This window comes from Streptomyces sp. NPDC101181, assembly GCF_044767975.1.
Lineage (GTDB): Bacteria > Actinomycetota > Actinomycetes > Streptomycetales > Streptomycetaceae > Streptomyces.
This window is the reverse complement of record NZ_JBIWOX010000012.1, coordinates 42,403-65,103: the sequence shown is the minus strand read 5'-3', so window position 1 is coordinate 65,103 and position 22,701 is coordinate 42,403. Positions and strand designations below refer to the sequence as shown.

General features: G+C 69.3%; 20 protein-coding genes and 3 pseudogenes. 14 read left to right on the top strand and 9 right to left on the bottom strand.

Features of this window, described 5'->3' with window-relative positions; genetic code table 11:
* Positions 1–8 precede the first annotated feature (8 nt).
* Together ACIRRU_RS19005 and ACIRRU_RS19000 are read left to right on the top strand one after the other, a co-directional pair.
* On the top strand, positions 9–2,846 hold the full coding sequence (locus ACIRRU_RS19005) for a PQQ-dependent sugar dehydrogenase (RefSeq protein WP_403681788.1): 2,838 nt from the start codon (positions 9–11) through the stop codon (positions 2,844–2,846).
* Positions 2,843–4,600, top strand: a complete 1,758-nt coding sequence (locus ACIRRU_RS19000) for a ThuA domain-containing protein (RefSeq protein WP_403681785.1) — start codon at positions 2,843–2,845, stop codon at positions 4,598–4,600. The genes ACIRRU_RS19005 and ACIRRU_RS19000 overlap by 4 nt, the downstream gene beginning before the upstream one ends.
* 301 nt (positions 4,601–4,901) lie before the next feature.
* On the opposite strand, the gene ACIRRU_RS18995 is transcribed toward ACIRRU_RS19000, so the two are convergent.
* Positions 4,902–5,228, bottom strand: coding sequence for a hypothetical protein (locus ACIRRU_RS18995; protein ID WP_403681783.1), 327 nt, complete (start codon positions 5,226–5,228; stop codon positions 4,902–4,904).
* A gap of 690 nt (positions 5,229–5,918) precedes the next feature.
* On the opposite strand from ACIRRU_RS18995, the gene ACIRRU_RS18990 reads away from it, so the two are divergent.
* The 3 genes from ACIRRU_RS18990 to ACIRRU_RS18980 all read left to right on the top strand — a co-directional run bounded on the left by ACIRRU_RS18990 (position 5,919) and on the right by ACIRRU_RS18980 (position 7,544).
* Positions 5,919–6,122 (top strand): hypothetical protein, encoded by a 204-nt coding sequence (locus ACIRRU_RS18990; protein ID WP_403681780.1) that lies wholly within the window; start codon positions 5,919–5,921, stop codon positions 6,120–6,122.
* A 180-nt stretch (positions 6,123–6,302) separates the two neighbouring features.
* Positions 6,303–6,860 (top strand): hypothetical protein, encoded by a 558-nt coding sequence (locus ACIRRU_RS18985; protein ID WP_403681777.1) that lies wholly within the window; start codon positions 6,303–6,305, stop codon positions 6,858–6,860.
* Positions 6,861–7,328: 468 nt separating this feature from the next.
* Positions 7,329–7,544, top strand: coding sequence for a DNA-binding protein (locus ACIRRU_RS18980; RefSeq protein ID WP_403681774.1), 216 nt, complete (start codon positions 7,329–7,331; stop codon positions 7,542–7,544).
* 186 nt (positions 7,545–7,730) lie between these two features.
* Here ACIRRU_RS18980 and ACIRRU_RS18975 read toward each other — a convergent pair whose 3' ends face one another.
* Both ACIRRU_RS18975 and ACIRRU_RS18970 read right to left on the bottom strand, forming a co-directional pair.
* Positions 7,731–7,886, bottom strand: a complete 156-nt coding sequence (locus tag ACIRRU_RS18975; protein WP_403681771.1) for a hypothetical protein — start codon at positions 7,884–7,886, stop codon at positions 7,731–7,733.
* A gap of 223 nt (positions 7,887–8,109) precedes the next feature.
* Positions 8,110–8,325, bottom strand: a complete 216-nt coding sequence (locus ACIRRU_RS18970) for a hypothetical protein (protein ID WP_403681769.1) — start codon at positions 8,323–8,325, stop codon at positions 8,110–8,112.
* Positions 8,326–8,727: 402 nt separating this feature from the next.
* Here ACIRRU_RS18970 and ACIRRU_RS18965 point away from each other — a divergent pair.
* A pseudogene (locus ACIRRU_RS18965) lies at positions 8,728–9,192 on the top strand (STAS domain-containing protein); the annotation flags it as partial.
* 149 nt (positions 9,193–9,341) lie between these two features.
* Here ACIRRU_RS18965 and ACIRRU_RS18960 read toward each other — a convergent pair.
* Genes ACIRRU_RS18960 through ACIRRU_RS18940 form a run of 5 tightly spaced genes read right to left on the bottom strand, consistent with a single transcriptional unit; the run spans position 9,342 to position 14,708 of the window.
* The gene (locus ACIRRU_RS18960) at positions 9,342–10,721 is read right to left on the bottom strand and encodes an MFS transporter (RefSeq protein WP_403681767.1); all 1,380 of its coding nucleotides are present in this window, start codon (positions 10,719–10,721) and stop codon (positions 9,342–9,344) included.
* 49 nt (positions 10,722–10,770) lie between these two features.
* Positions 10,771–11,694: an amidohydrolase family protein gene (locus tag ACIRRU_RS18955; protein WP_403681764.1), complete on the bottom strand. Its 924-nt coding sequence runs from the start codon at positions 11,692–11,694 to the stop codon at positions 10,771–10,773.
* 50 nt (positions 11,695–11,744) lie between these two features.
* Entirely contained in the window at positions 11,745–12,428 is a 684-nt protein-coding gene (ligK, locus tag ACIRRU_RS18950) for a 4-carboxy-4-hydroxy-2-oxoadipate aldolase/oxaloacetate decarboxylase (protein WP_403681762.1), read from the bottom strand.
* A gap of 55 nt (positions 12,429–12,483) precedes the next feature.
* A complete protein-coding gene (locus ACIRRU_RS18945) occupies positions 12,484–13,509 on the bottom strand; it encodes an amidohydrolase family protein (protein ID WP_403681761.1) in 1,026 nt (341 codons plus the stop codon).
* Complete coding sequence (locus ACIRRU_RS18940) at positions 13,506–14,708, bottom strand: 4-oxalomesaconate tautomerase (protein ID WP_403681760.1); 1,203 nt, start codon at positions 14,706–14,708, stop codon at positions 13,506–13,508. The genes ACIRRU_RS18945 and ACIRRU_RS18940 overlap by 4 nt, the downstream gene beginning before the upstream one ends.
* Before the next feature lie 174 nt (positions 14,709–14,882).
* Here ACIRRU_RS18940 and ACIRRU_RS18935 point away from each other — a divergent pair, with 174 nt between their 5' ends.
* The 3 genes from ACIRRU_RS18935 (at position 14,883) to ACIRRU_RS18925 (ending at position 17,972) form a co-directional block, all read left to right on the top strand.
* A complete protein-coding gene (locus ACIRRU_RS18935) occupies positions 14,883–15,536 on the top strand; it encodes a GntR family transcriptional regulator (RefSeq protein WP_403681758.1) in 654 nt (217 codons plus the stop codon).
* Positions 15,537–16,711: 1,175 nt separating this feature from the next.
* Positions 16,712–17,233 carry a MarR family winged helix-turn-helix transcriptional regulator gene (locus tag ACIRRU_RS18930; protein WP_403681755.1) on the top strand — a complete coding sequence of 174 codons (522 nt, stop codon included), beginning with the start codon at positions 16,712–16,714 and terminating at the stop codon, positions 17,231–17,233.
* 73 nt (positions 17,234–17,306) lie between these two features.
* A complete protein-coding gene (locus ACIRRU_RS18925) occupies positions 17,307–17,972 on the top strand; it encodes an SDR family NAD(P)-dependent oxidoreductase (RefSeq protein WP_403681753.1) in 666 nt (221 codons plus the stop codon).
* A 41-nt stretch (positions 17,973–18,013) separates the two neighbouring features.
* Here the strand turns inward: ACIRRU_RS18925 and ACIRRU_RS18920 are convergent.
* Positions 18,014–18,759, bottom strand: a pseudogene (locus ACIRRU_RS18920) (IS5 family transposase); the annotation flags it as partial.
* A 61-nt stretch (positions 18,760–18,820) separates the two neighbouring features.
* Here ACIRRU_RS18920 and ACIRRU_RS18915 point away from each other — a divergent pair.
* The 5 genes and pseudogenes from ACIRRU_RS18915 (at position 18,821) to ACIRRU_RS18895 (ending at position 22,576) form a co-directional block, all read left to right on the top strand.
* Positions 18,821–19,162, top strand: a complete 342-nt coding sequence (locus tag ACIRRU_RS18915; protein ID WP_403681751.1) for a hypothetical protein — start codon at positions 18,821–18,823, stop codon at positions 19,160–19,162.
* A gap of 85 nt (positions 19,163–19,247) precedes the next feature.
* Positions 19,248–19,368 (top strand): annotated as a pseudogene (locus ACIRRU_RS18910) (IS5/IS1182 family transposase); the annotation flags it as partial.
* A gap of 358 nt (positions 19,369–19,726) precedes the next feature.
* Entirely contained in the window at positions 19,727–20,629 is a 903-nt protein-coding gene (locus ACIRRU_RS18905) for a type II CAAX prenyl endopeptidase Rce1 family protein (protein ID WP_403682122.1), read from the top strand.
* A gap of 25 nt (positions 20,630–20,654) precedes the next feature.
* Positions 20,655–21,905, top strand: a complete 1,251-nt coding sequence (locus ACIRRU_RS18900) for a sensor histidine kinase (protein ID WP_403681749.1) — start codon at positions 20,655–20,657, stop codon at positions 21,903–21,905.
* Positions 21,902–22,576: a response regulator gene (locus tag ACIRRU_RS18895; RefSeq protein ID WP_403681746.1), complete on the top strand. Its 675-nt coding sequence runs from the start codon at positions 21,902–21,904 to the stop codon at positions 22,574–22,576. The genes ACIRRU_RS18900 and ACIRRU_RS18895 overlap by 4 nt, the downstream gene beginning before the upstream one ends.
* Positions 22,577–22,701 lie beyond the last annotated feature (125 nt).

Genomic DNA, 22,701 nt, shown 5'->3' with positions numbered 1-22,701 from the left:
GGACCCTCGTGCACAGGAGACTCACCCGACCCGTCGCGGCACTGGCCTGCGCCTTGCTCGCCGCCGCGGGTGCCCTCACTGTCCAGCAGAGACCCGCCGCAGCGTCCCCCGACTCCGTGGCAGGAGTCGCCGCCGACGAGTTCCAGCAGGTCACCCTCGCCAAGGGAGTTGCCGAGACCGGCGAGCCGATGACGCTCGCGGTGCTGCCCGACCGATCGGTGCTGCACACCTCGCGGGACGGCACGCTCCGCCTCACCGACGCCGCGGGCACGACGAAGACCGCCGGAAAGCTGGACGTCTACTCGCACGACGAAGAGGGCCTGCAAGGTGTCGGTGTGGACCCTGCGTTCACCACCAACCGCTTCGTCTACCTCTACTACGCGCCGAAGCTGACCACGCCGGCGAGCGACGCGCCCGCCAACGGGTCCGCAGCCGATTTCGCGCCTTTCGACGGCGTCAACCGGCTCTCGCGCTTCGTCCTCAGAACCGACGGCACCCTCGACACCGCCAGCGAGAAGAAGGTCCTGGACGTCCCCGCGAGCCGCGGCCTCTGCTGTCACGTCGGCGGAGACATCGACTTCGACGCCCAGGGGAACCTGTACCTCTCCACCGGTGACGACAGCAACCCGTTCGCCTCCGACGGATACACGCCCATCGACGAGCGCCCGAACCGCAACCCCGCGTACGATGCGCAGCGCTCCTCCGGCAACACCAACGACCTGCGCGGCAAGGTGCTGCGGATCAAGGTCGCCGCCGACGGCAGCTACACCGTCCCGTCCGGCAACCTCTTCGCGCCCGGCACCGCGCGGACCAGGCCGGAAATCTACGCCATGGGCTTTCGCAATCCCTTCCGGATGAGCGTCGACAAGCCCACCGGCATCGTCTACCTCGGCGACTACGGCCCCGACGCCGGCACGGCGAACGCGGGACGCGGACCCGCCGGGCAGGTCGAGTTCAACCGGATCACCAAGGCCGGAAACTTCGGCTGGCCCTACTGCGTCGGCACCAACAGCCCGTACGTGGACTACAACTTCGCCACATCCACCTCGGGCGCCACCTTCTCCTGCGCCGCACCGAAGAACACCTCGCCGAACAACACCGGCCTGACCGACCTCCCAGCGGCCCAGCCCGCCTGGATACCGTACGACGGAGGCTCCGTCCCCGAGTTCGGCGGCGGCTCCGAGTCACCCATGGGCGGGCCCGTCTACCGGTACGACGCCGCCTCCACCTCGCCGGTCAAGTTCCCGCAGAGCTTCGACGGCGACTACTTCGCGGGTGAGTTCGGCCGCAAGTGGATCAAGCGCATCGAGCAGGGCTCCGACGGCACCGTACAGTCGATCAACGCCTTCCCGTGGCAGGGCACCCAGGTCATGGACATGGCCTTCGGCCCGGACGGTGCGCTGTACGTCCTCGACTACGGCACCGGCTACTTCAACGGAGACGCAAACAGCGCGGTCTACCGCATCGAGTACGTCACCGGAGGCCGCGCCCCGCTCGCCAAGGCCACCGCCAACCGCACCTCCGGCCAGGCCCCGCTGGCGGTCGCGTTCTCCTCGGCCGGCACGTCCGACCCCGACGGCGACCCGCTCACCTACTCCTGGAAGTTCGGCGACGGCGCCACCTCCACGGGCGCGAACCCCTCCCACACCTACACCGCCAATGGCCGCTACACCGCCGAACTGACCGTCTCCGACGGCACCGGCAACACCGCCACCGCCTCCGTCGTCATCACCGTCGGCAACACCGCACCGACCGTCACCCTCGAACTGCCCACCGACGGCTCCATCATCGACCCGGGGTCAGCCGTCCCCTTCAAGGTCACCGTCACCGACCCCGAGGACGGCACGATCGACTGCTCCAAGGTGAAGGTCACCTTCGTCATCGGCCACGACAGCCACGGTCACCCGCAGACCTCCGCCACCGGCTGCTCCGGCACCGTACAGACCATCGCCGACGGTGAGCACGATCCCAACGCCAACATCTTCGGTGTCTGGGACGCCGAGTACACCGACAAGGGGGCGAACGGGCTGCCCGCGCTGACCACGCACGACCAGAACATCAGCCAGGGCAGCAAGCGCCAGGCCGAACACTTCGGCGGCTCCTCCGGCATCCAGATCGTCGACAAGGCCTCGGCCAACGGCGGCGAGACCGTCGGCTACATCGACAACAACGACTGGATCTCCTTCACGCCGTACCTCCTCTCCAACGCCACCAAACTGACCGCCCGGGTCTCCTCAGGTGGGTCGGGAGGGACGCTGGAGGTACGCGCCGGCTCGCCCACCGGCACGCTCCTCGGCTCGGCCGAGGTCCCGGTCACCGGCGGCTGGGACACCTTCCGCGACGTGAGCGCGAACCTCACCAACCGGCCGGCCACCACCACCACGCTCTACCTCGTCTTCAAGGGCGGCAGCGGCTCCCTCTTCGACCTGGACGACTTCGCCTTCACCACCGGCCAGACCACCCCGGCCGGCCGCGCCCTCACTGGCATCGGCGGCAAGTGTGTGGAGGCCGCCGGTGGGTCGAGCGCGGACGGTACGCAGGTCCAGCTGTGGACGTGCAATCAGTCGGCCGCGCAGAAGTGGACGGCTGGTGCGGACGGCACGTTCCGGGCGTTGGGCAAGTGTCTGGACGTGAGCGGTGCGGGTACGGCGGATGGGACGAAGATCCAGCTGTACGGGTGCAACGGCACGGGTGCGCAGAAGTGGGTGGCCCAGGCGGATGGAACGTTGAAGAACGTGTCCTCCGGGAAGTGCTTGGACGCTGCCGGGGTCTCCTCGGCGGACGGTACGAAGCTCCATCTGTGGACCTGCCACACCGGCGCCAACCAGAAGTGGAGCCTGTCATGAGCCGTCGACTCACCCGTCTCGCCAGCTGGGCCGCCTGCGGCCTGCTCGCCGCTGCCACTCTACCTGCGGCAGTCTCCTCGGCCGCCGCGCCGAGCCAGGAGGCATCCGTCGTCACGTCGGCAGCCGCCGCCGACCCCGCGTACGACGTACTGGTCTTCTCCAAGACCGCCGGCTTCCGCCACGACTCCATCCCGGCGGGTATCACCGCCCTGCGCCAGCTGGGAGCCGCCAACAACTTCACCGTCACGGCGACCGAGGACGCCACGGCCTTCACCTCCACGAACCTCGCCGGCTACGAGGCTGTGGTCTTCCTCTCCACCACCGGCGACGTCCTCAACGCGGCCCAGCAGACCGCGTTCGAGGGGTACATCGAGGCGGGCGGCGGCTACGTCGGCATCCACGCGGCGGCCGACACCGAGTACGACTGGACCTGGTACGGCGGCCTGGCCGGAGCCCTGTTCAAGTCCCACCCGCACATCCAGCCGGCCACGGTCAAGGTGGAGGACCGTGCCCACGACGCCACCGCGCACCTCGGCCCGACCTGGCAGCGGACCGACGAGTGGTACGACTACCGCACCAACCCCAGGACCTCCGCTCACGTCCTGGCCTCGCTCGACGAGTCCACCTACAGCGGCGGCACGATGGGCGGCGACCATCCGATCGCCTGGTGCAAGGACTACCGGGGCGGACGCGCCTTCTACACCGGCGGCGGTCACACCGCGGAGTCCTACGCCGAAACCGCCTTCCGCCGCCACCTGCTCGGCGGCATCCGCTGGGCCGCGGAGATGACGGAGGCCGACTGCCGCCCGGAGACCGGCTACACCACCTTGTTCGGCACCTCGGGGACCGCGGGGTGGAAGCAGGCGGGTCCGGGCTCCTTCACCAACGCCGACCACACGCTGACCTCCCAGGGCGGCCTCGGCCTGTTCTGGTACCAGGCGAAGGAGTACACGTCCTACTCCCTCAAGCTCGACTGGCGCCAAGCCGGTGACGACAACTCCGGTGTCTTCGTGGGCTTCCCGGCCTCCGACGACCCGTGGTCGGCGGTGAACAACGGCTACGAGATCCAGATCGACGCCACCGACGCGCCCGACCGGACCACGGGGGCCGTCTACGGTTTCAAGTCCGCCGACCTCGCCGTACGGGACGCGGCCCTGAACCCGCCGGGGGAGTGGAACACCTACGAGATCCGGGTCGAGGGCGAGCACTTGCAGCTCTTCCTCAACGGCCGCAAGATCAACGACTTCACCAACACCGACCCCGCCCGCAGCCTCCAGCAGGGCCACATCGGCTTGCAGAACCACGGCGACGGAGACGACGTGTCCTTCCGCAACATCCGCGTCAAGGAGCTCGGAGGCGCGACCGGACCCAAAGAAGGCGCCGTCACTGGCATCGGCGGCAAGTGTGTGGAGGCCGCCGGTGGGTCGAGCGCGGACGGTACGCAGATTCAGCTGTGGACGTGCAATCAGTCGGCCGCGCAGAAGTGGACGGCTGGTGCGGACGGCACGTTCCGGGCGTTGGGCAAGTGTCTGGACGTGAGCGGTGCGGGTACGGCGGATGGGACGAAGATCCAGCTGTACGGGTGCAACGGCACGGGTGCGCAGAAGTGGGTGGCCCAGGCGGATGGAACGTTGAAGAACGTGTCCTCCGGGAAGTGCTTGGACGCTGCCGGGGTCTCCTCGGCGGACGGTACGAAGCTCCATCTGTGGACCTGCCACACCGGCGCCAACCAGAAGTGGGTGCTGCCGGGCTGAGCGACCCTCTCGACTCCGGGGTCACCGCGGGAGGCCGTGGCCCCGGAACCGGCCGCCACACGGGGCCGGTGACGGCGGCGGGGCGCCACGCCGAATCGCACCGCCGCCGTTCTTCTTGGGTGGGGGCGTCGTCCCATCCATTGTGTTCCGAGCTGGATCGCCGAAGGGACCCGACCGGGACGACCGCCGGGAGGGGGAGTACGGCCGGTCAGATGGGCTCACACTCATGGGCTCCGACGTCGCACCACCACACCGCTCGCTCTGCCACCACCATTGGGCGCGTTCCGAGGTGGTGGCAAGGTCACAGGGGCCAGACCTTGCGGTGTCGGTCAGCCAGGTGGCTCTGGATGGTCTCGGAGATGTCGACGTACATTTTCGGGGGGTCGGACGACCAGATGGGGGAGCCGGCGAAAGAGACCAGACCGATGAGGAATTCCTCGGAAGCGTGCCCGAGGGCGAGGTCAGGGTTGCCGGTGGAGGGGTCGACGCCGGTCTGCGTGTGTGCGGTCGCGGCGACGCGGGTGAACGCTTTGGTGATGTCGGTGCGACGCTCCCCAACCCCGCACAACGGCGACACCATCGCCCTGCGGACCCGGATCGGAACGTCGTATTCGACGTCGAAGCACACACCTGGGATCACACAACCCACTACACGGCCCCGCAGGCCGTCGGCTTCACCGACTTCGCCTGGTCCCTGCCCACCGCAGTCCCCGACGCCGACCACCACGCACTGTCCAACTACCTCACCACCCCGCACGCCGCCATTCTCACCGCCCACCTACCCCCCGCCTGACCAACCCCAAGACTCCCACCTGGCACCCTGCCCGACAAGCTGAAACTGGACTCGGTAGTGTCCCCGCCGCCCCAGGACACGTAGGATCCGCCAGCTCCTGGACCACGACCTCGACGACACCGATCGCGCGCGGCAGTATGCGGCACTCCTGGAGGATTGAGCCCGAACAACGTGCCCTGCTCGCACCGCCTGACCACCCCAGCTCCGAACCCGCCACTATGCAGCGGGGCGCCCCCACCTGCGGGGACGCTCCTTCTTTGCTGTGCCGGACGGGGTTTACCGGCAGACCCCTACCGGCTGGACATCCTGCGGGCCCCACTAGACTAGGTCGAACGCTGGCACCGTCGGCCATCCCTTCTCATCGGGCCTGGCTGCTGGCCCGCACTTCTCGTCGCTGCACGCTTGCCGGGAGGGACTGAGTCCGTGCTCATTGCCGTCGTCTGCGTTTTTCTCGCGCTCGTGATCTGCTCAGGAGTGTGCGTAGCCTCGCCGAGGTATCGGCGCCGGATCCTCAGAGCGGCAGCGATGCTTGTCGGCGGGCTGCTGGCGATCTATCTGGTCGCCCGAGGCATCGCCGAGTTCTTCATCCTCGACTACTCCGATCCATCAAGCTACGCACAGGACTGGGGCGGTCCCTACCTGCTGGGCGTCCTTGCTGTGCACTCCGGCCCCGGCCTGCTCGTCCTGGCCGCAGCGATCACCTACCTCCTCCGCCGCCACGCCCGATAGCCCCGCACACCGCCGGTACGCGGGCGTCGTGGACGCGAGGCATTTCGGAACCCCGCACCGCACCCCTTGCTGATCTCGCGGCCGGTGGCTGGGAATGGTGGGTAGCATTCCAGCTCACAATGACAGTTGCACCGACTCCCAGGGCGAGGTCTCATGCCGACAACTTCTCGTGCGGACAGTGTGTCCGCGGACTACGGCCAGCGGGTCGCCACGGACCTGGCGGCCAATCACGAAGAGCAGCAGCGGGTACGGTCCGAGCTTGAGCGACTGCAAGAGGAACTCGACAGGCTGGAACGCGACGAGGCCGTCCTCACCCAGGTGCAGGCAGTGCTGGGCGAGACCGGCACCGAGCAACGACCGACCCGGGCACGCGCGGACCGTACTTCCGCGAAGGCCGGAGGCAGGAAGAAGACTGCGAAAGCCGCCGGGGTTCCGTCCGCCCCGTCCAGGAGGACCGCGGCGAAAGCGAAGCGGGAGAGCGGCGCGCCGACGTGGCTCGACCTGGTCACCGAAACTCTCACCGCGCAGGGGGAGCCCCGGTCGGCAGCCGAGGTGACCACCGCGCTCCAGAAAGCTCATCCCGGGCGCGCGGTCAAGGCGCCCGTCGTACGCAACACCCTGGAACAAGGCGTCGCGCAGGGCCGGTTGGAGCGTACTCGGCAGGGCCGGTCGGTGTTCTACACGGTGGTCGCCGTCCCGGTCGCGGCTGATGCCGGTCACGGCTCGGAAGGTTCCTGAGCGGCAACCAGCCCGGCGCCGCGTGGGCAGGGGCTACCTGTCATGTCCGGCCCTGGTTCCTGCTGGGGACGTTCCTGCCCGCGCAGCGAGGCTGTGCCCGGGGCGTGAACGGCCCTCGTGCTCCGCACCAGCCGCTGTCGGTGCGGAGCGCCATATCCGCAGGCCCGGACCGGCCGGTCGGCCCGGGACGCCCCTACCCTGGTCGGCCGTGGCCTGCGGCATCAGTCTCACGCGCAGGCTGACCATACGTACGAACCTCCCTCGGAGCGGCCGGGATGCCTTCCTGTGCCGATGCGTTCGCAGGTGGCCGTGGTCTGGGGGTCACGCGCTGTGAGCATGAAGCGACGAGGCGAGGCAGAGGGGTGATGGCCACTTTGCGCCGTGGGTCAGAGACAGGACTGTGGCTGTCCTATGCGTCGGCTACGGTGCCGTCGTACCTGTCGACCGTCGCTGACATTAAGGATCACCATGGCCGACCGGCCTGCCGGACCCCAGGACGAGTTCCCGCACGCCGTGGGCCGCCCGGCCCGTGGCGCTCTGCGGCAGGCGGGCTACACCCGGCTCGCGCAGCTCACCGAGGTGACATCGCAAGAAGTGCTGGCGCTGCACGGCGTCGGCCCGCGGGCGATCGTGGTCCTGCGCGAGGCGCTGGCGGCGCAGGGGCGGTCGTTCAACGGCGAGTGAGATGACAGGCCACCGAGGGGAGGGCCTGGCGGCCGTCGGCGAAGGTTTCCTCGGGTTCTCTACACCCTCACGACGTCGGCGGCGCCTACAGCAACTTCGTCACGGCTGCCCGGCTCGCTGACAACAACCCCCTCTGGCTCCGAGTGACATCGGCCTGATCCACGAAGGGAAGCCGCTGCCCACCGCTCAGCCCAGGTGGACGGGCATGATCACGGTGGGCAGCGGCCCCTCGACCGCGCCCGGCTCCACGCGCCGGTGGAACTCCTCCGCCACCGCTTCCAGGACCGCGCGCGCATCGTCGAACCAGTGTCCCGAGAGTTTGTTCCGTGCCCAGTTGAGCATGTCGGCTGAGGAGCCGTATTGGGCCCCGGGAGACGTTGAAGGTCGGAGTCATCCAAGGAACGATGCAGCCCGAGGTGCTGGCCACGGCGATTTCGTCGTCACACCGCACTTCGGAGTTCCAGGTGGAAGGCGGAGTGATCTCGGTGGCTCCGACCGCGTCGAAGTTCAGGGTGTGGTCCACGTCGAGGAAATCGTACGTCTTGGTCGGGACGTCAGCGACCTTTTAGGTTTTTCTCAGGAGCTGGCCGAGCGCGGACGCGACAACCTTGCCGCTCTTATCGCGCAGGGTGCAGCGGACATCAGGGTCGATCTGGCACTGGGACAATCGCGATGCCCACCGGCTGCCGTCCTCGCTGCCCGTGCAGTCGTTGATCGGCAGGGGAACCGTGGCAGCAGCGGCAGCACCTGCCGAACGCTGCTGGGCTTCGGCTTCGGACACCTCGGTAATGCAGCCGGAGAGGCCTTGGCCGCCTGACGCCCTGTGGCGTGCGGCAGCCTCCTCGCAGGTGCTCTTCCCCCCGCCGGGACGCCCGCGCGGAAAGCGTTCCAGCTCAGTATTCGAGAGGGCGGAACCCCGGTCACTCGCCGGGGTTGATTCGGAGTATGCCGGTACGCCAACGCCGAGTGGACCAGCAGTGAGAGCTCCGACGAGAACACGTCTGAATACATGGCCCTTTCCTGAAACCCTGGCGTCTCTCGGTCATGACCCTGTCACGGTGATGTGGGCCTGAGCGAGGGCGTTTTGAGTCGCGGCGGTGGCCCGGAGTTGCATTTTCGCTCGACCGTCAGATTCCGCGAAGCCTCCGACCGGTTGGGGTGGCACAGAATCGGCCTCTTCGCCATGGAGCAGCAACTCGCCCAGCCCTGCAATCTACGGCGGCGTCGCCGTGTCCGATGCTGCCGGTCAGGATGTCATTGGAAGCTGGCGCCCTGGCCGCGCAGGCCGAGGGCTGCGGCCAGGAAGTCGTGGAGCACGAGCAGGCCGTCTGACCGGCCCCCATTCCACCCCGCCGACCCCACCTGCGGACGGGCTGTCAGTGGTGTCTGTTTCGATGGGCGGACGGTGTGGAAGCCGGCGGTGTACGTCCGGGTAGGTGAGCTGCCCGGAATGTTCCTTGTCCATGTGGCTGGGCAACTTGACGCGGATGAGGTCGATCTGCTGTTGGCGGCATGGGACGAGGCTGACGAACGAGCGCTCCCCGCCACCGTCGTCGACCTCACCGGGTGCACGTTCGGAGACAGTTCGTTCCTTCACGCCCTTCTCCTGGCCCGTGCCCGGCACCGCAGGGCGGGCCGGCGGCTCGTCCTGGCGGGCCCCCTTCAGCCCCGGATCCTGCTGCTCCTGGCCGTGTGCGCAACCGCGGAGGTGTTCATTCCGGGAAACCGTCAGGGTCTGCTCGTGCGGCGCGGTGGAGGTGTGTCTTCGACCGGGGTGCTTGGCCGTGTGTGGCGCTGTCAGGTGGCTGTGGTGGAGGAGGACAGTTCTTTCTCCTGCGCCAGGGCTGGCAAGCGTCGGCGGCGGGTGGCTGGGCCGAAGAGTGCGAGGACGATGGCTCCGACGGTCCATGTTCCGGCGATGAACATGAAGACGGCTTGGTAGCCGATGCCGTTGTAGATTCCGGCGATGATGAGCGGTCCGGCGGCGTTGGAGAGTCGGCCGAGGCCGTAGGCGATGCTGGTGCCCAGCGAGCGGCCGTTGGTGTCGTAGAGCTCGGGGGCGTAGGCGTAGGCGAGGGCGGTGTAGCCGCGTTCGAAGAGGTTGACGAGGAATCCGAAGACGACGACGAGTACGGGGGTGAAGGTCAGTCCGTACAGGAGTCCGGATGCGGCGATGACGAGTCCGAAGACCACCAGGCACCACTTGCGTTCGAAGCGGTCGGTGACCATGGCGGCGAGGAAGGAGCCGAGAGGGGCGCCGACGGTGGTGAGGGCGACGTAGAAGATCGAGTCTTCGACGCTGACGCCCTCGGAGGCTAGGAGGGTAGGGGCCCAGCTGGAGTAGCCGAAGAAGCCGATGGTCTGGGTCACCCACAGGACGGACAGGAGGATCGTGGGGTAGAGGAACTTCTTGTCCTTGAGCATGCTCAGGCCGGCGTTGATCGTGGGCCTGAGCGGTGCGGGTTCGGCGGGTTCGGGCAGCGTGCCGTGTTCGGCTCCGGCGGCCGCTTCCATGCGGGACAGGATGGCCTCGGCTTCGTCGTGGTGTCCCCGGGATTCGAGCCACCGGGGGGATTCCTCGATCTTGCGGACGAAGAGGAGGAAGAGGACGCCGAATGAGCCCCAGAGGTAGACCAGGCGCCAGGACGAGTCCGACATGGGGACGACGAAGGAGGCGATGAGGTTGGTGGCGGGAGTGCCGCAGATGCCGATGACGATGGCGTACGCCTGGTATTTGCCGCGTTTGGCGGCGGGGAAGAGTTCGCTGATGTAGACGACGGCGACGACGGTCATGGCGGACAGGCCGGCCGAGGTCAGCACGCGGAAGACGCCGAGGGACCAGATGTCCCAGGCGAAGACGCAGGTGAAGGACCACAGGGTGAACCACAGGGTGGTCATGGTCAGGGTGCGTTTGCGTCCCAGTCGGTCGGCGAGTCCTCCGGCGATGACGGCGCCGAGGAACATGCCGACGAAGGAAAGGGAGGTGACGTAGGCGATGTGGTTGACGTCCGAGCCCCACTGTTCGCGGATCACGGGTGCGGTGATGGCGAAGGTGTTGATGTCGGCGAATTCGAAGAAGTAGGCGAACGCGACGGCGAGCAGGGTGGTTTTGTGGAACCGTGAGATGGGCAGCCGGTCGAGCCGGTTGGCCGCATTGGCGGTGTGGGTGTGCTGCACTGCACGCTCCTGGGGTGGGGTCCGGCGGCGGTGCCGGGCCGTTGTGGCGTCAGCGGGCTTCTTCGGGCCAGTAGAGACGCAGGGGGTTGTCGACCAGCAGTGCTTGTTGCTGTTCGGCGGTGGGGGCGATGTGGGGGATGTGGTCGACGAGTAGGCCGTCGTCGGGCATGTGGTTCTTGAGGTTGGGGTGGGGCCAGTCGGTGCCCCACAGGACCCGGTCGCCGAACTGCTCGATGACGGTGCGGGCGAAGGGGACTACATCGCGGTAGGCGTGGCGTTCGCCGTCGAGCGCGGGCGGGCCGGTGACGCTGAGGCGTTCGGGGCAGGAGACTTTGACCCAGACGTCACTGGTGTCCACGAAGCGCAGGAAGCGGGCGAAGCCGGGCCCGGTCGGGGAGAGGGTGACGTCGGGGCGGCCCATGTGGTCGACGACGAGCGGCACCGGGAGGGACGCGAGGAAGTTCTCCAGGTCGGGCAGGTCCGCTGCTTCGAAGTAGAGGACGGCGTGCCAGCCGAGCGGTGCGATACGGCGGGCGATGGTGGCCAGCGTGTCGGTGGGCGGGGCGTCGACGAGCCGTTTCACGAAGTTGAAGCGCACCCCGCGAACGCCGGCTTCGTGCAGGCTCCGCAGTTCGTCGTCGCTGATGTCGGGGCGAACGGTGGCCACTCCGCGGGCGCGGTTCCCCGCCGTGCTCAGGGCGTCGGTCAGGGCACGGTTGTCGGCTCCGTGGCAGGTTGCCTGCACGATGACGTTGCGCGCGAAGCCCAGATGGTCCCGGAGGGCGAACAGGTCGTGCTTGGACGCGTCGACCGGCGTGTACTTGCGTCCCGGGGCGTAGGGGAATGTTCCGGCGGGCCCGAAGACATGACAGTGGGCGTCGACCGCTCCGGTCGGGACGTTGTAGACGGGGGTGCTGGGGTCGGGGTGTCGGTCCAGCCAGCCGGGGGTGACCTCGAAAGCTGGTTCTGGCATGGCGGGTGCTCCTGTGGGTGTCGGGTGGTGGTGGGGCGCATCGAGGGGGATCAGTCGAGATAGGTCAGTCCGAGTTCGGCCAAGGGGCCGCGCATGCTGTAGATGTCGAGGCCCAGTTCGCCGGCCCGGAACCGTTCCCGCTTGGCCTCTTCGGCGTCCTCGCGCCGTGCGGCGGCCTCGGCGACTTCGGCGGCGCGGGTACGGGGCACGACTACGACGCCGTCAGCGTCCGCGACAACGACGTCGCCGGGGTTCACCAGTGCGTTGGCGACGACGACCGGGACGTTGACCGAGCCGAGGGTGGCTTTGACGGTGCCCTTGGCGTTGACGGCCCGGGAGAAGACGGGAAAGTCCATGCGGCGCAGGTCGTCGACGTCGCGGCAGCCTCCGTCGATGACGAGTCCGGCGGCGCCGCGCGCCCGGAGCGAGGTGGCGAGGAGTTCGCCGAAGAAGCCGTCCTCGCTCTCGCTGGTGCAGCCCGCGACGACGACATCGCCTTCCTGTACCTGCTCGGCGGCGACGTGCAGCATCCAGTTGTCGCCCGGCTGGAGCAGCACGGTGACGGCGGTGCCGCACAGGCGGGCGCCTTCGTAGACGGGGCGGATGTAGGGGCGCATCAGGCCGACGCGGCCCATGGCCTCGTGCACGGTGGCGACTCCGAAGCGGGACAACGCCTTTACTGCGGCGCGGTCTGCCCGTTCGTGCTTGCGGTGGACGACTCCGAGCTGGTGCATGGTGAGGCTCCTGGATATGGGGATGGCCGGCCCGCTCGACGGGCCGGGGTGGGGCTCAGCGGCCCTGTGAGGTGAGCAGGGCCTCGAGCCGTGGGTAGACACGGCGCGCGTTGTGCTCCTCGATCGCTCCCAGGCTCTCGGCGCTGAGGCCCGCGTTCTCGACGTAGCGGCGGGTGTCGTCGAAGTGGTGACCCGAACGCGGGTCGACCCCACGGACCGCGCCCACCATCTCGGAGGCGAAGAGGATGTTGTCGTGGGGGACGACGTCCAGGAGGAGGTCGATTCCGGGCTGGTGGTACACACACGTGTCGAAGAAGACGTTGTTCAGCAGCGCGTCCTCCGGCTCCGGCTTTCCCAGGGCCTGGGCGAGGCCCCGGAACCTGCCCCAGTGGTAGGGGACGGCTCCGCCGCCGTGCGGGATGACCAGGCGCAGTTCGGGGAAGTCGGCGAAGAGGTCGCCCGACAGCAGTTGCATGAAAGCGGTGGTGTCGGCGTTGAGGTAGTGGGCGCCGGTGGTGTGGAAGGCCGGGTTGCAGCTGGTCGAGACGTGGACCATGGCGGGTACGTCGAGTTCGACGAGCTTTTCCCACACCGGGTACCAGGACCGGTCGGTCAGGGGCGGGGCTGTCCAGGAACCGCCGCTGGGGTCCGGGCTGACGTTGACGGTGACGGCGCCGAGGTCCTTGACGGCTCGCTCGATCTCCGGGACCACGGTCGCCGGGTCGGAGCCGGGCGACTGCGGGAGCATCGCGCCGGGGACGAAACGCGTCGGGTAGAGGTCGCTGACCCGGCGGCACAGGTCGTTGCAGACGCGGGCCCAGGCGGACGAGGTGGCGAAGTCCCCGACATGGTGGGCCATGAACGAGGCGCGAGGGGAGAACACGGTCACGTCGATGCCGCGCTCGTCCATGAGGCGCAGCTGGTTGGCCGCGATCGATTCACGGATCTGGTCGTCGCTGATGTCGGGGCCACCCGGGTCGGGAGCCCTGAGCGGGTCCGTGAGCGCGTCGACCTGAGCTTCACGCCAGTGGCCGAGCGGCGGCGGCGCCGTGGTGTAGTGGCCGTGGATGTCGATGATCACGCGGCAATCTCCTGGACGGTGGATACGGCAGCGGCTGTCGGGTCCCAGACGGAGCGCGGGACGTAGAGGTCGCCCGCCATGAGAAGGCGCGCGGTGCGCAGCAGCGCCGAGCGGGTGAACCGGCGGCAGTCCTCGGGATCGCGGGCCAGGGTGACGTCGAACGCCCCGGAGGGATGCTCGATGGAGACGTCGATCTCCGGTCCCGCCAAGTCACCGGCGGCCAGGTCGTGCGCGACGCTGCCCTCCAGGGCGCAGGCGGTGGCGGCGGTGATGGCGGCCAGCACGCCGATGGACTGATGGCACACCCGGGGGATGAGGCTGCGGGTGGAAAGCGCGCCGCCGTGCCGGGGCGGTGCCACCAGCGTCATCTTCGGATAGTTCAACGTTCCGACATCGCCGAGACCCATCGCCGCACCGCAGATCAGGCGCAGGGTTTCGACGCGCTCCTTGAGGGCGCTGTCGGCGTCGATCTCCGCCGGTGTCTCGTAGCCGGTGACGCCCAGGCGCTCGGCGGCCACGATCACCAGCGGCTGCCCGTTGTCGATCAGCGTCACCTCGACCCGGCCCTGCCCGGGGACATCGACGGTGTCGCGTACCCGGCCGGTGGGCAGCAGCGTCCCGGTGACGGACCCGGCGGTGTCGAGGAACCCGATCTCGACGGCCGCCGCTGTACCGGGGACGCCGTCGATGCGGGTGGTCCCCTCGTAGGAGACGTACCGCTCACCTCCCGGCCTGGCAGGGGTCGCCACGGTGATCTCGGCGACCATGCCGGTGTTACACGTCAGCACCCGGGCGCTCGTACGCTCACCGGTGGGCGTGATCATGCCGGTCTCCACAGCGAACGGGACCACGGCGGCCAGCATGTTCCCGCAGTTCGCCCTGGTGTCGACGGCATCACCACCCGGCTGGATCTGGGCGAACGTCCATTCGATATCGAGGTTCGCATCCTCGGCCGGGCGCACCATGCCGATCTTGCTGGTCAGCGGATGGGCTCCGCCGACGCCGTCGATCTGCCGCAGATCGGGAGACCCGAGAGCGGCCAGAAGAACGGCGTCCCTGGTGCGTGGGTCCTCGGGCAGCAGGCGAGCGTCGAAGAACGGGCCTCGTGACGTGCCGCCCCTCATGAAAAGGCTGGGGATCGCTGTCTGGGATCCAGCGCCGGCAGCTCTGCGAGCGAGGGCGGCAGCTATGGCGGACATGGCCGCTCCAATCTGAACTGGGTGTGCAGAGGAACGTAGAACAAGACAAGATTGTTGACAAGATGTTTCAACGAGATTGTTAACCTGGGAAGGCAGTGCAAGATCATGAGGACCGGCGGACTATGGTTCTTCCGCAGGAACCACCGTGAAACCAGCGCTGAGGGGTCGACCGAGTTGACGGACAAGCTCACGGGCGCCGCCGGCCGCCAGTACGTCGCGGACGCCATCAGGCACGCCTTGCGCTCCGGAGACCTGGTACCCGGGCAGCGGCTCGTGGAGAACGACCTGGTCGAGTCCTACGGCACGACCCGCGGCGCCGTCCGCGAGGCACTGCAGGACCTGGCCGCCGAAGAGATAGTCGAGATCATCCCCCGGCGCGGCGCCCGGGTCCGCGTCGTCTCGGTCGAGGAAGCCGTCCAGATCACCGAATGCCGCTCCGCTCTCGAGCAGCTGTGCGCCGCGCACGCCGCCGAACGCGCAACCGACGCGCAACGTGCCGAACTCGGCCGCATCGGAAAGGGCATGACCCGAGCCGTCTCCGGCGGGGCCTGGGACGTCTATTCAGCCCTCAACCAGCGCCTGCACGAACTCGTCATCGAGGCCAGCGGCCAAGACGTGGCCCGTCGGCAACTCGAACGTCTCAACGGGCCGATGGTGCGCTTCCAGTTCCGGCTGGCCCTGCGCCCCGGGCGCCCCGCCACCTCCCTGCCCCAGCATTTGGCCATCATCGACGCGGTGGTCGGCGGGGACGCCAAGGCCGCTGCCGCGGCAGCCGCCGCGCACCTGGACGATGTCATCACGCAGATCCGCACCTCCGCTGTCTCCTGACACTCCCTGACGCTGCCGGAGGGCATACCGAAAGGTGCTGGTTCCCTTGGCGACAGGATGCCTGGTTCTCGCGCCGGAGTTGCCGCAGTCCGAACGGTCGGGCCGGAGGGCATGGCGAGGGCGCCGGTCATGTAGCTGCACCCCAACTGGTCCTGCGTCAGCGCCGAGCAGGGCGTTTTCGGGGCGATCGTGGCCCCGGGCGACTTCCGCCGCCAGGGCTTACTGCCTGCCGGGTTGTCCTGGCGGAGGGTGCGCGCGCCCCCATCCCGGCGCATTCCGGCGGCGTCGATCGGCCTCGCCGATTGGTCGGTGGCGACGCGGCCAGATCGAGGGGCGCGTTCGCGCGGAGTCGCACCTCCTCGGGCACCACGTGCCTCACGCGAACACATAGATGAACGCGGGGGACATGCCACAGGGCCGGAGCTGAGACACCTGCGCTGCCTGGTCGCCATCATCGATGCCGGTAGTTTCACGAGCGGGAGACCGGCGTGCCGACATGGCTCGACCTGGTCACCGAAGGCTTCACTGCGCAGGGGGAGCCCGGTCGGCAGCCGCGGTGACCGCCGCGCTCCAGAACGCTCATCCCGAGCGCCGGGTCCAGGCACCCCTCGTACGTAACACCTTGGATCAAGGGGTCGCGTGGGGCCGGTGGGAGCGTACTCGGCAGGGTCGATCGGTGTTCTATGCGCTGGTGTCCACGGCTGATACTGGTCAGAGCTCAGAGGGATCCTGACCGACAACCGGCCAGCACCGCGTGGCCACGGGCCTTTGTCATGTCCGGCGCTGGTTCTTGTGGGTTCGATCATGCCGGCGCGGCGAGGATGTGCCCTAGCCCCCCCGGGCGCCCCCATCAGTCGCTGTCGGTGCAGAGCACCGTATCCGCAGGCCCGTACTGGCCGGTCGGCCCGGGACGTCCCGTCCTGGCAGTCCTAGGCCTGCGGCGTCTGGCTCGCCGCCTAGCCTGACCATCCGTACGAGCTGCCCTCCGAGCGGCCGGGATGTCCCTCTGTGCTGGTCCGTCCGCGGTCGGCCGGGAGCCCGCAACAGCACTGTTCGTATGCGCCTGGGCCGCTTCTTGCGGATCATCTGACCACTGGTGACCTTGACGGATATTTACTTCAAGCTAAGAGCTTTCAGGGTCGCGCTTAACTCCATGCTTGGAGTATATTGTGGTTATGGGAGACGAGCAGGAGTCGGCCGGTCTGCAGTGGCTTGATGCCGATGAGCAGCAGCATTGGAATGCTTTCGCCTACGTGCTGACCCAATTGCCGACCGCGTTGGAGGCGCGGATGCAGCGGGACGCGGGCATCGCCCACTTCGAGTACGTGGTGATGTCGGTGCTGTCGATGGCGCCTGAGCGCACCTTGCGGATGAGCGAGGTCGCCCAGTACGCAGGAAGCGCGTTGTCGCGGCTGTCGAACGTGGTCATCCGTCTGGAGAAGCACGGCTGGGTGCGTCGCCACCCCGACCCTTCCGACGGCCGGGCGACCCTGGCCACCCTCACCGACGAGGGCATGGCCAAGGTCGTCGCCGCAGCCCCCAGCCACCTCGACGCGGTACGCCGACTCGTCTTCGATCCGCTGACCAAGGCGCAGCAGCGTCAGCTCGGCGCGGCTTCCCGGCGCATCCTCGGCGCCTTGGAGGCGCCGTATCCCAGCGACTGGCCCGGGGCCGCCGCGCGGTCCGGCCAAGACTGATGTCCTCGCCTGTTCCTCTCCTTCTCCCACCCGGCCCACCGGCCGGGGCAACATCGCCTCAAGGAGTTCTCGCATGCCTGCCATCGCCATCGTCGGAGCCGGTCCCGGCCTGGGTCTGTCCATCGCCAAGGTCTTCGGCGGCCACGGCTTCGACGTCGCCTTGGTCTCCCGGAGCAAGGGCAAGCTCGACACCCTCGTCGCCGAGCTCGCCGAGAGCGGCATCACCGCGCAGGGCTTTCCCGCCGACGTCGCCGACCCCGGGCAGCTCACCGGCGCCCTGGAGGCCGCGATCGACCGGTTCGCGCGGATCGACGTCATGGAGTTCTCACCGCACGCGGGCCTGACCATGACCGCGCCCGAGGACGTGACGGTGGACAAGCTGCGGCTGCAGATCGACAGCCTCCTCTACGGCGCGGTCGCCGCCGCCCGGGCGGTACTGCCCGGGATGCTCGCGGTCGGATCCGGGACCCTGCTGTTCACCACCGGCGGCGGGGCGATCAACCCGTACCCGATGCTCGCCGACGCCAACATCGCGCAGGCCGGACAGCGCAACTGGGCCCTCAACCTCCACAACACCCTCGCCGAGAAGGGCGTCCACGTCGCCACCGTGGCCATCAACCTCATGATCGGCACCCAGGCCCCGCAGGGCATCCCCTTCCGCGCGCCCGACGAGATCGCCCTCGACTACTGGAACCTGCACACGGAGCGCACCCGGGCCGAGCACCTCATCGGCGCCTGAACCCTCGGCACGGCCCCGGCCGCCCGGAACGCTGTCCCGGATCACCTCGTCGACCAGGTGAAGACGGCGGCGAGGTGGAGCGCGGCGAGGCAGGTGGTGGCAGTCTTGTCGTAGCGGGTGGCCAGGCCCCGCCACTGCTTGATCTTGCCGATTACAGCGGTCGACCGTGTTGCGCTGCTTGTAGGCGCTCCGGTCGAATGCGGGCGGACGCCCGCCCCGGCTGCCTCGGCGCTCGCGGCGAGCCACCTGGTCGGCAGGTTGAGGGATCACCGCCCGGATCCCGCGTCGCCGCAGATGCCGGCGAATCGCCCTTGACGAGTACGGCCTGTCCGCCAGCACCATGCTCGGCGTCGTGCGCGGTCGCCCGATAGGGCGCGGTACGCGAATACGGGCCATGATCTGATCGAAGGCGGGCGCGTCGCCGGCCTGGCCGGGCGTGAGGACAAACGCGAGCGGCCGACAGTGTCCGTCCGCAGCGAGATGGACCTCCGTGGTCAGCCCACCGCGGAATCGTCCGAGGGCATGGTCGTGCGGCCCGTCGGCCGGACCCCTGTTGCCTTGCTCCGGCGGCGTGTTGGTGTGCGCGGACGATCGTGGAGTCGACCGCGACGAACCGGTCGAGGTCACCCTCGGCGTCGGCTTGGGCGAGCAGCGCGGTGAAAACTCTCTCCCACGTGCCGTCGAGCGCCCACATTCGCAGCCGGTCGTAGGCGCCTCTCCACGACCCGAATCGCGTAGGCAGGTCCGTCCACGGCACTCCGGTGCAGTACTTGAACGCGATCGCGTCGTGGTCAGGCCGGAGCTACCGACCCACCACCGCCCATAACGGCTTCAACTCTCAAGGGGGCATGGTGCGTTCGATCGCTCGTAGCGCTCTGATCGGTACCTGCACCGCGCTCGCTCTCGCCGTCCCGGGCGTGGCCGCCTTCGCCGCCGCCCCTCTCGCTGCTTCCGCGTCGGCATCCTCCCATCACATCCGCGCGCGGAAGACCCCGACCTTCACCGTGAGGCTCGGCGACGGCACCACCGCTGTGATCAAGGGCACCCCGAAGCACGGCTGCACCGCCCGCCTCAGCAAGGGCAAGACGAACATCGGCACCCGCAGGGGGAACCACGTCGTCCTGCACGGCAAGAACGATGTCCGCTACACCTTCGCTCCGAGCAACGGCCACAGCGGCCTCCACCACTGAGACCAGCCGCCCCCCGGCGGTCGGCAGCGAGACCAGCGCACCAGCGTCCGAAGATGGGGAGGAACGGCGGGTCGAGCGGGTTGTGCTGCCTGTTCGGCTGGTGATCGCCGATGCGATATGGGACCGGATCGAGCCGCTGATGCCTGCCGATCCCGGTCCGTGGACCACGCTGGGCCGACCATCGCCGGACCGTGGAAGCCATCGCGTGAAGGGGCGCGTGGGGTGAGCGTGCGCTCCCTCGCACCGGGACGCGTCCGGATGGGCCGGGCATGGCCGCGCTTGCGCAAGGGTCCGGGCTTCACCACCAACTCTGGCGACAGCGAGGGCAGGCTGGCTATGGCGGGCACATGAGGGAGTCTTTTTCATGCCCCTCCTCGCCCGACGGCCTCCGCGGAGGGGCTGGCGGCACGGGCTTGCATCCTTCGATTGCATCGCTTCGGTACAGCCGTCGGGCCGTAGAAGCGACCGGCGCGGATTCCTAGCGTTGTTGTCATGACCTCGCACCAAGCAGTACACCTCGACACCCCGTCCCCCGGCCGTCCCCCGGGAGGACTCCTGGCCAGGATGCGCGCGTACCCGCTGATCTCCTTCTTCGTCCTGGCCAACGGGCTGAGCTGGCTGGCCTGGCTGCCGTACATCCTGTCGCAGAACGGCCTGGGCATCTGGGGCTACCGGTTCCCCGACATCCTCGGCACCAGCCAGCTCCTGGGGGTCCTCCCGGGCGCCTACGTCGGGCCGATCGGCGCGGCGCTGGGGATGACCGCCCTGGTCGGCGGCCGGGACGGGCTCCGGGTCTGGGCGCGGCGGCTGTGGCGCTGGCGGGTCGCGCGCCGCTGGTACGCGATCACGCTGCTGGCCGTGCCCGCCGGGATGCTCCTGACCGGCCTGGCTTTCTCCGGCGGGCGGATCTCCGCTCCGTCGGCCGCCGCGCTCAGCGCGTTCGTTCCCATGCTGGCTTTCCAGATGATCACGACCGGACTGGCGGAGGAGCCGGGGTGGCGGGACTTCGCCCTGCCGCGTCTCCAGAGCCGCTTCTCGCCGCTGCGGGCCGCGTTCGTCCTGGGCCCCCTGTGGGGGGTGTGGCACTTCCCGTTGTTCCTCACCGAGTGGGGCGGCTACCCCGACGCTGCCTGGACGCGTCCCTTCGTGTTCCTCGCGTTCTGCGTCGCGTTCAACATCGTGATGTCGTGGGTGTTCAACCGCACGGGCCAGAGCGTGCCCCTGTCCATGCTGATGCACGTGGGCGTCAACACCTTCGCGTCCGTGATGTGGACCGAGATGTTCCCCTCCCTGGATGGTGAGCTCGCCCTCGCGGCGATGGCGACCGGAGCCACCGTCGCCGCGACCGCCCTCGTGGTCGCCACTCGCGGCCGTCTCGGATACACCCCTCCCGCACCGGCCCTTGCCTGGGAGCGTGGCGTACCGGCCCGGCTCGTCGACCACGCCGCACCCGGCCACCGCTCCTGACCGGAAACCGATCTAGGATCGCCTCGTGACCACCGCACAGCGTTCCGGCGTGACCGTCCCCGCCGCCACGGCGGCGGGAACCGCGCTGGGCGCCCTGGCCCTCCTGTGGACCATCGCCGTGCTGGGACGCGACGACCCCTCGCTGGGGGACGCCGTGCCCGGCACGGCCGCGTGGTGGGTGACGGCCGTCACGGTCGTCGTCCAGGCGGCGACCCTGCTGCCCGGCCGCCTCCGGGTCCCGGCCTTGGGCGCCACCGCCGCGCTCGCCCTGGTCCTGGCCCTCGTCCACCCCAGCGCCCTGTTCACGGTCTCCGCCCTGCCCGTCCTGGTGGCCTCCTTCCGGGCGGGACTGACCGGCCGCGGGCGCGACGTACGCCGGTGGGCCCTGGTCTCGGGAATGCTGGTGGCCGTCGCCCAGTTCGCCAACGCCCACGCCGAGGGAGGCACCGAGGTACCGTCCCTGGTCACGCAGGCGGTCCTCCAGGCGGTCCTGGTGGTCGGTCTGCCGCTCCTCCCGGCCTCGGTGATCGCCGCGCAGCGCACGACCCGGGCCGCCCAGCAGGAGACCCTGGCGGCCGTCACCCGGGAGCGCGACGCCAGGATCAACGAGGCGATCGCCCTGGAACGGGCCGCGATGGCCCGCGAACTCCACGACATCGCCGCCCACCACCTGTCCGGTATCTCCCTGATGGCCTCCGCCGTCGCCCGCCAGACCGGCACCGCCCCGGAGGAGGCCCGCTCCGGCGCCCTGGAGATCCGCAAGCAGAGCAACGTCATCCTCGACGACCTGCGCCGCCTGGTAGGACTGCTCCGCGACACCGGCCCCGAGGACGCCGGGGTCAAGACACTCGCCACCATCCCCGGACTGATCGAATCGGCCCGCCGCACCGGGGCCGGGGTCGAGTTCGAGCTGCGGAGTGACGAGCGGCGCGAACCGGGGGCGGGCATCGGCCCGCTGGGCCAGCTCGCCGCGTACCGCATGGTGCAGGAGTCCCTGACCAACGCCGCGCGCCACGCCCCCGGCGCCCCCTGTGCCGTCACCGTGGACGACCGCGACCCGCGTCTGCTGCGGCTGACCGTGCGCAACGCACCCCCCGGCCCCCGGACCGGCTCCGCCTCCACCCAAGGCAGCGGATTCGGCATCGTCGGCATGAGGGAACGCGCGTCCCTCATCGGCGGATTCTTCGACGCCGGACCGACCGGCGACGACGGTTGGGAGACCCGTATGAGCATCCCCCGCGAAAGCGACCACGACCTCTCGGAGCCGTCCGCATGATCCGTGTCCTCCTCGCCGACGACCAGCCCCTCGTCCGTGCCGGCCTGAGCGCCCTGCTGAACGCGGAGGAGGACATCGACGTCGTCGGTGTCGCCGCGGACGGCGCCGAGGCCCTCGACCTGGCGACCGGGTTGGAGCCGGACGTCGCCTGCCTGGACATCCGCATGCCGAAGATGGACGGCATCGACGTCGCCGCCCGCATCTGCGGACCCGACGCGTCCCCGCACGTACCGGTGCTGATCCTCACCACCTTCGACATCGACGACTACGTCTTCCGCGCCCTCGAAGCGGGCGTCGCCGGATTCCTCCTCAAGGACTCCGACCCCGAGGAGATCCTGCGGGCCATCCGGCACATCGCCGCGGGCCACGGCACCCTCGACCGCACGCTCACCCGCCGCATCGTCGCCGAGTACGTCCAGCGGCGCAGCCTGCGGCCCGTGACGGCGGCGCGGGCCATCGACATCCTCACCGCCCGCGAACGGGACATCCTGCTGCTTCTCGCCCAGGGCATGTCGAACGAGCAGATCGCCCAGGCCCTCGTCGTCGAGGTCGCCACCGTCAAGTCCCACCTGGCGCGGATGCTGCCCAAGCTGGGCGTGCAGTCCCGGCTCCAGGCCGCCGTTTGGGCCTACCAGAACCGGGTCGTGACCGTGGACTACCTGCCGCACTGAGGGCCGTGCCCCGGCCCGACGGCCCCGCACACGCGCGCCTTGCGTCGAAGGATGCAGGGCGCGCGGTGCGATCCAAGGCGTCTAGGGGCCGGACCGCGCGATATCTACGGTCGAAGGGACCTCAT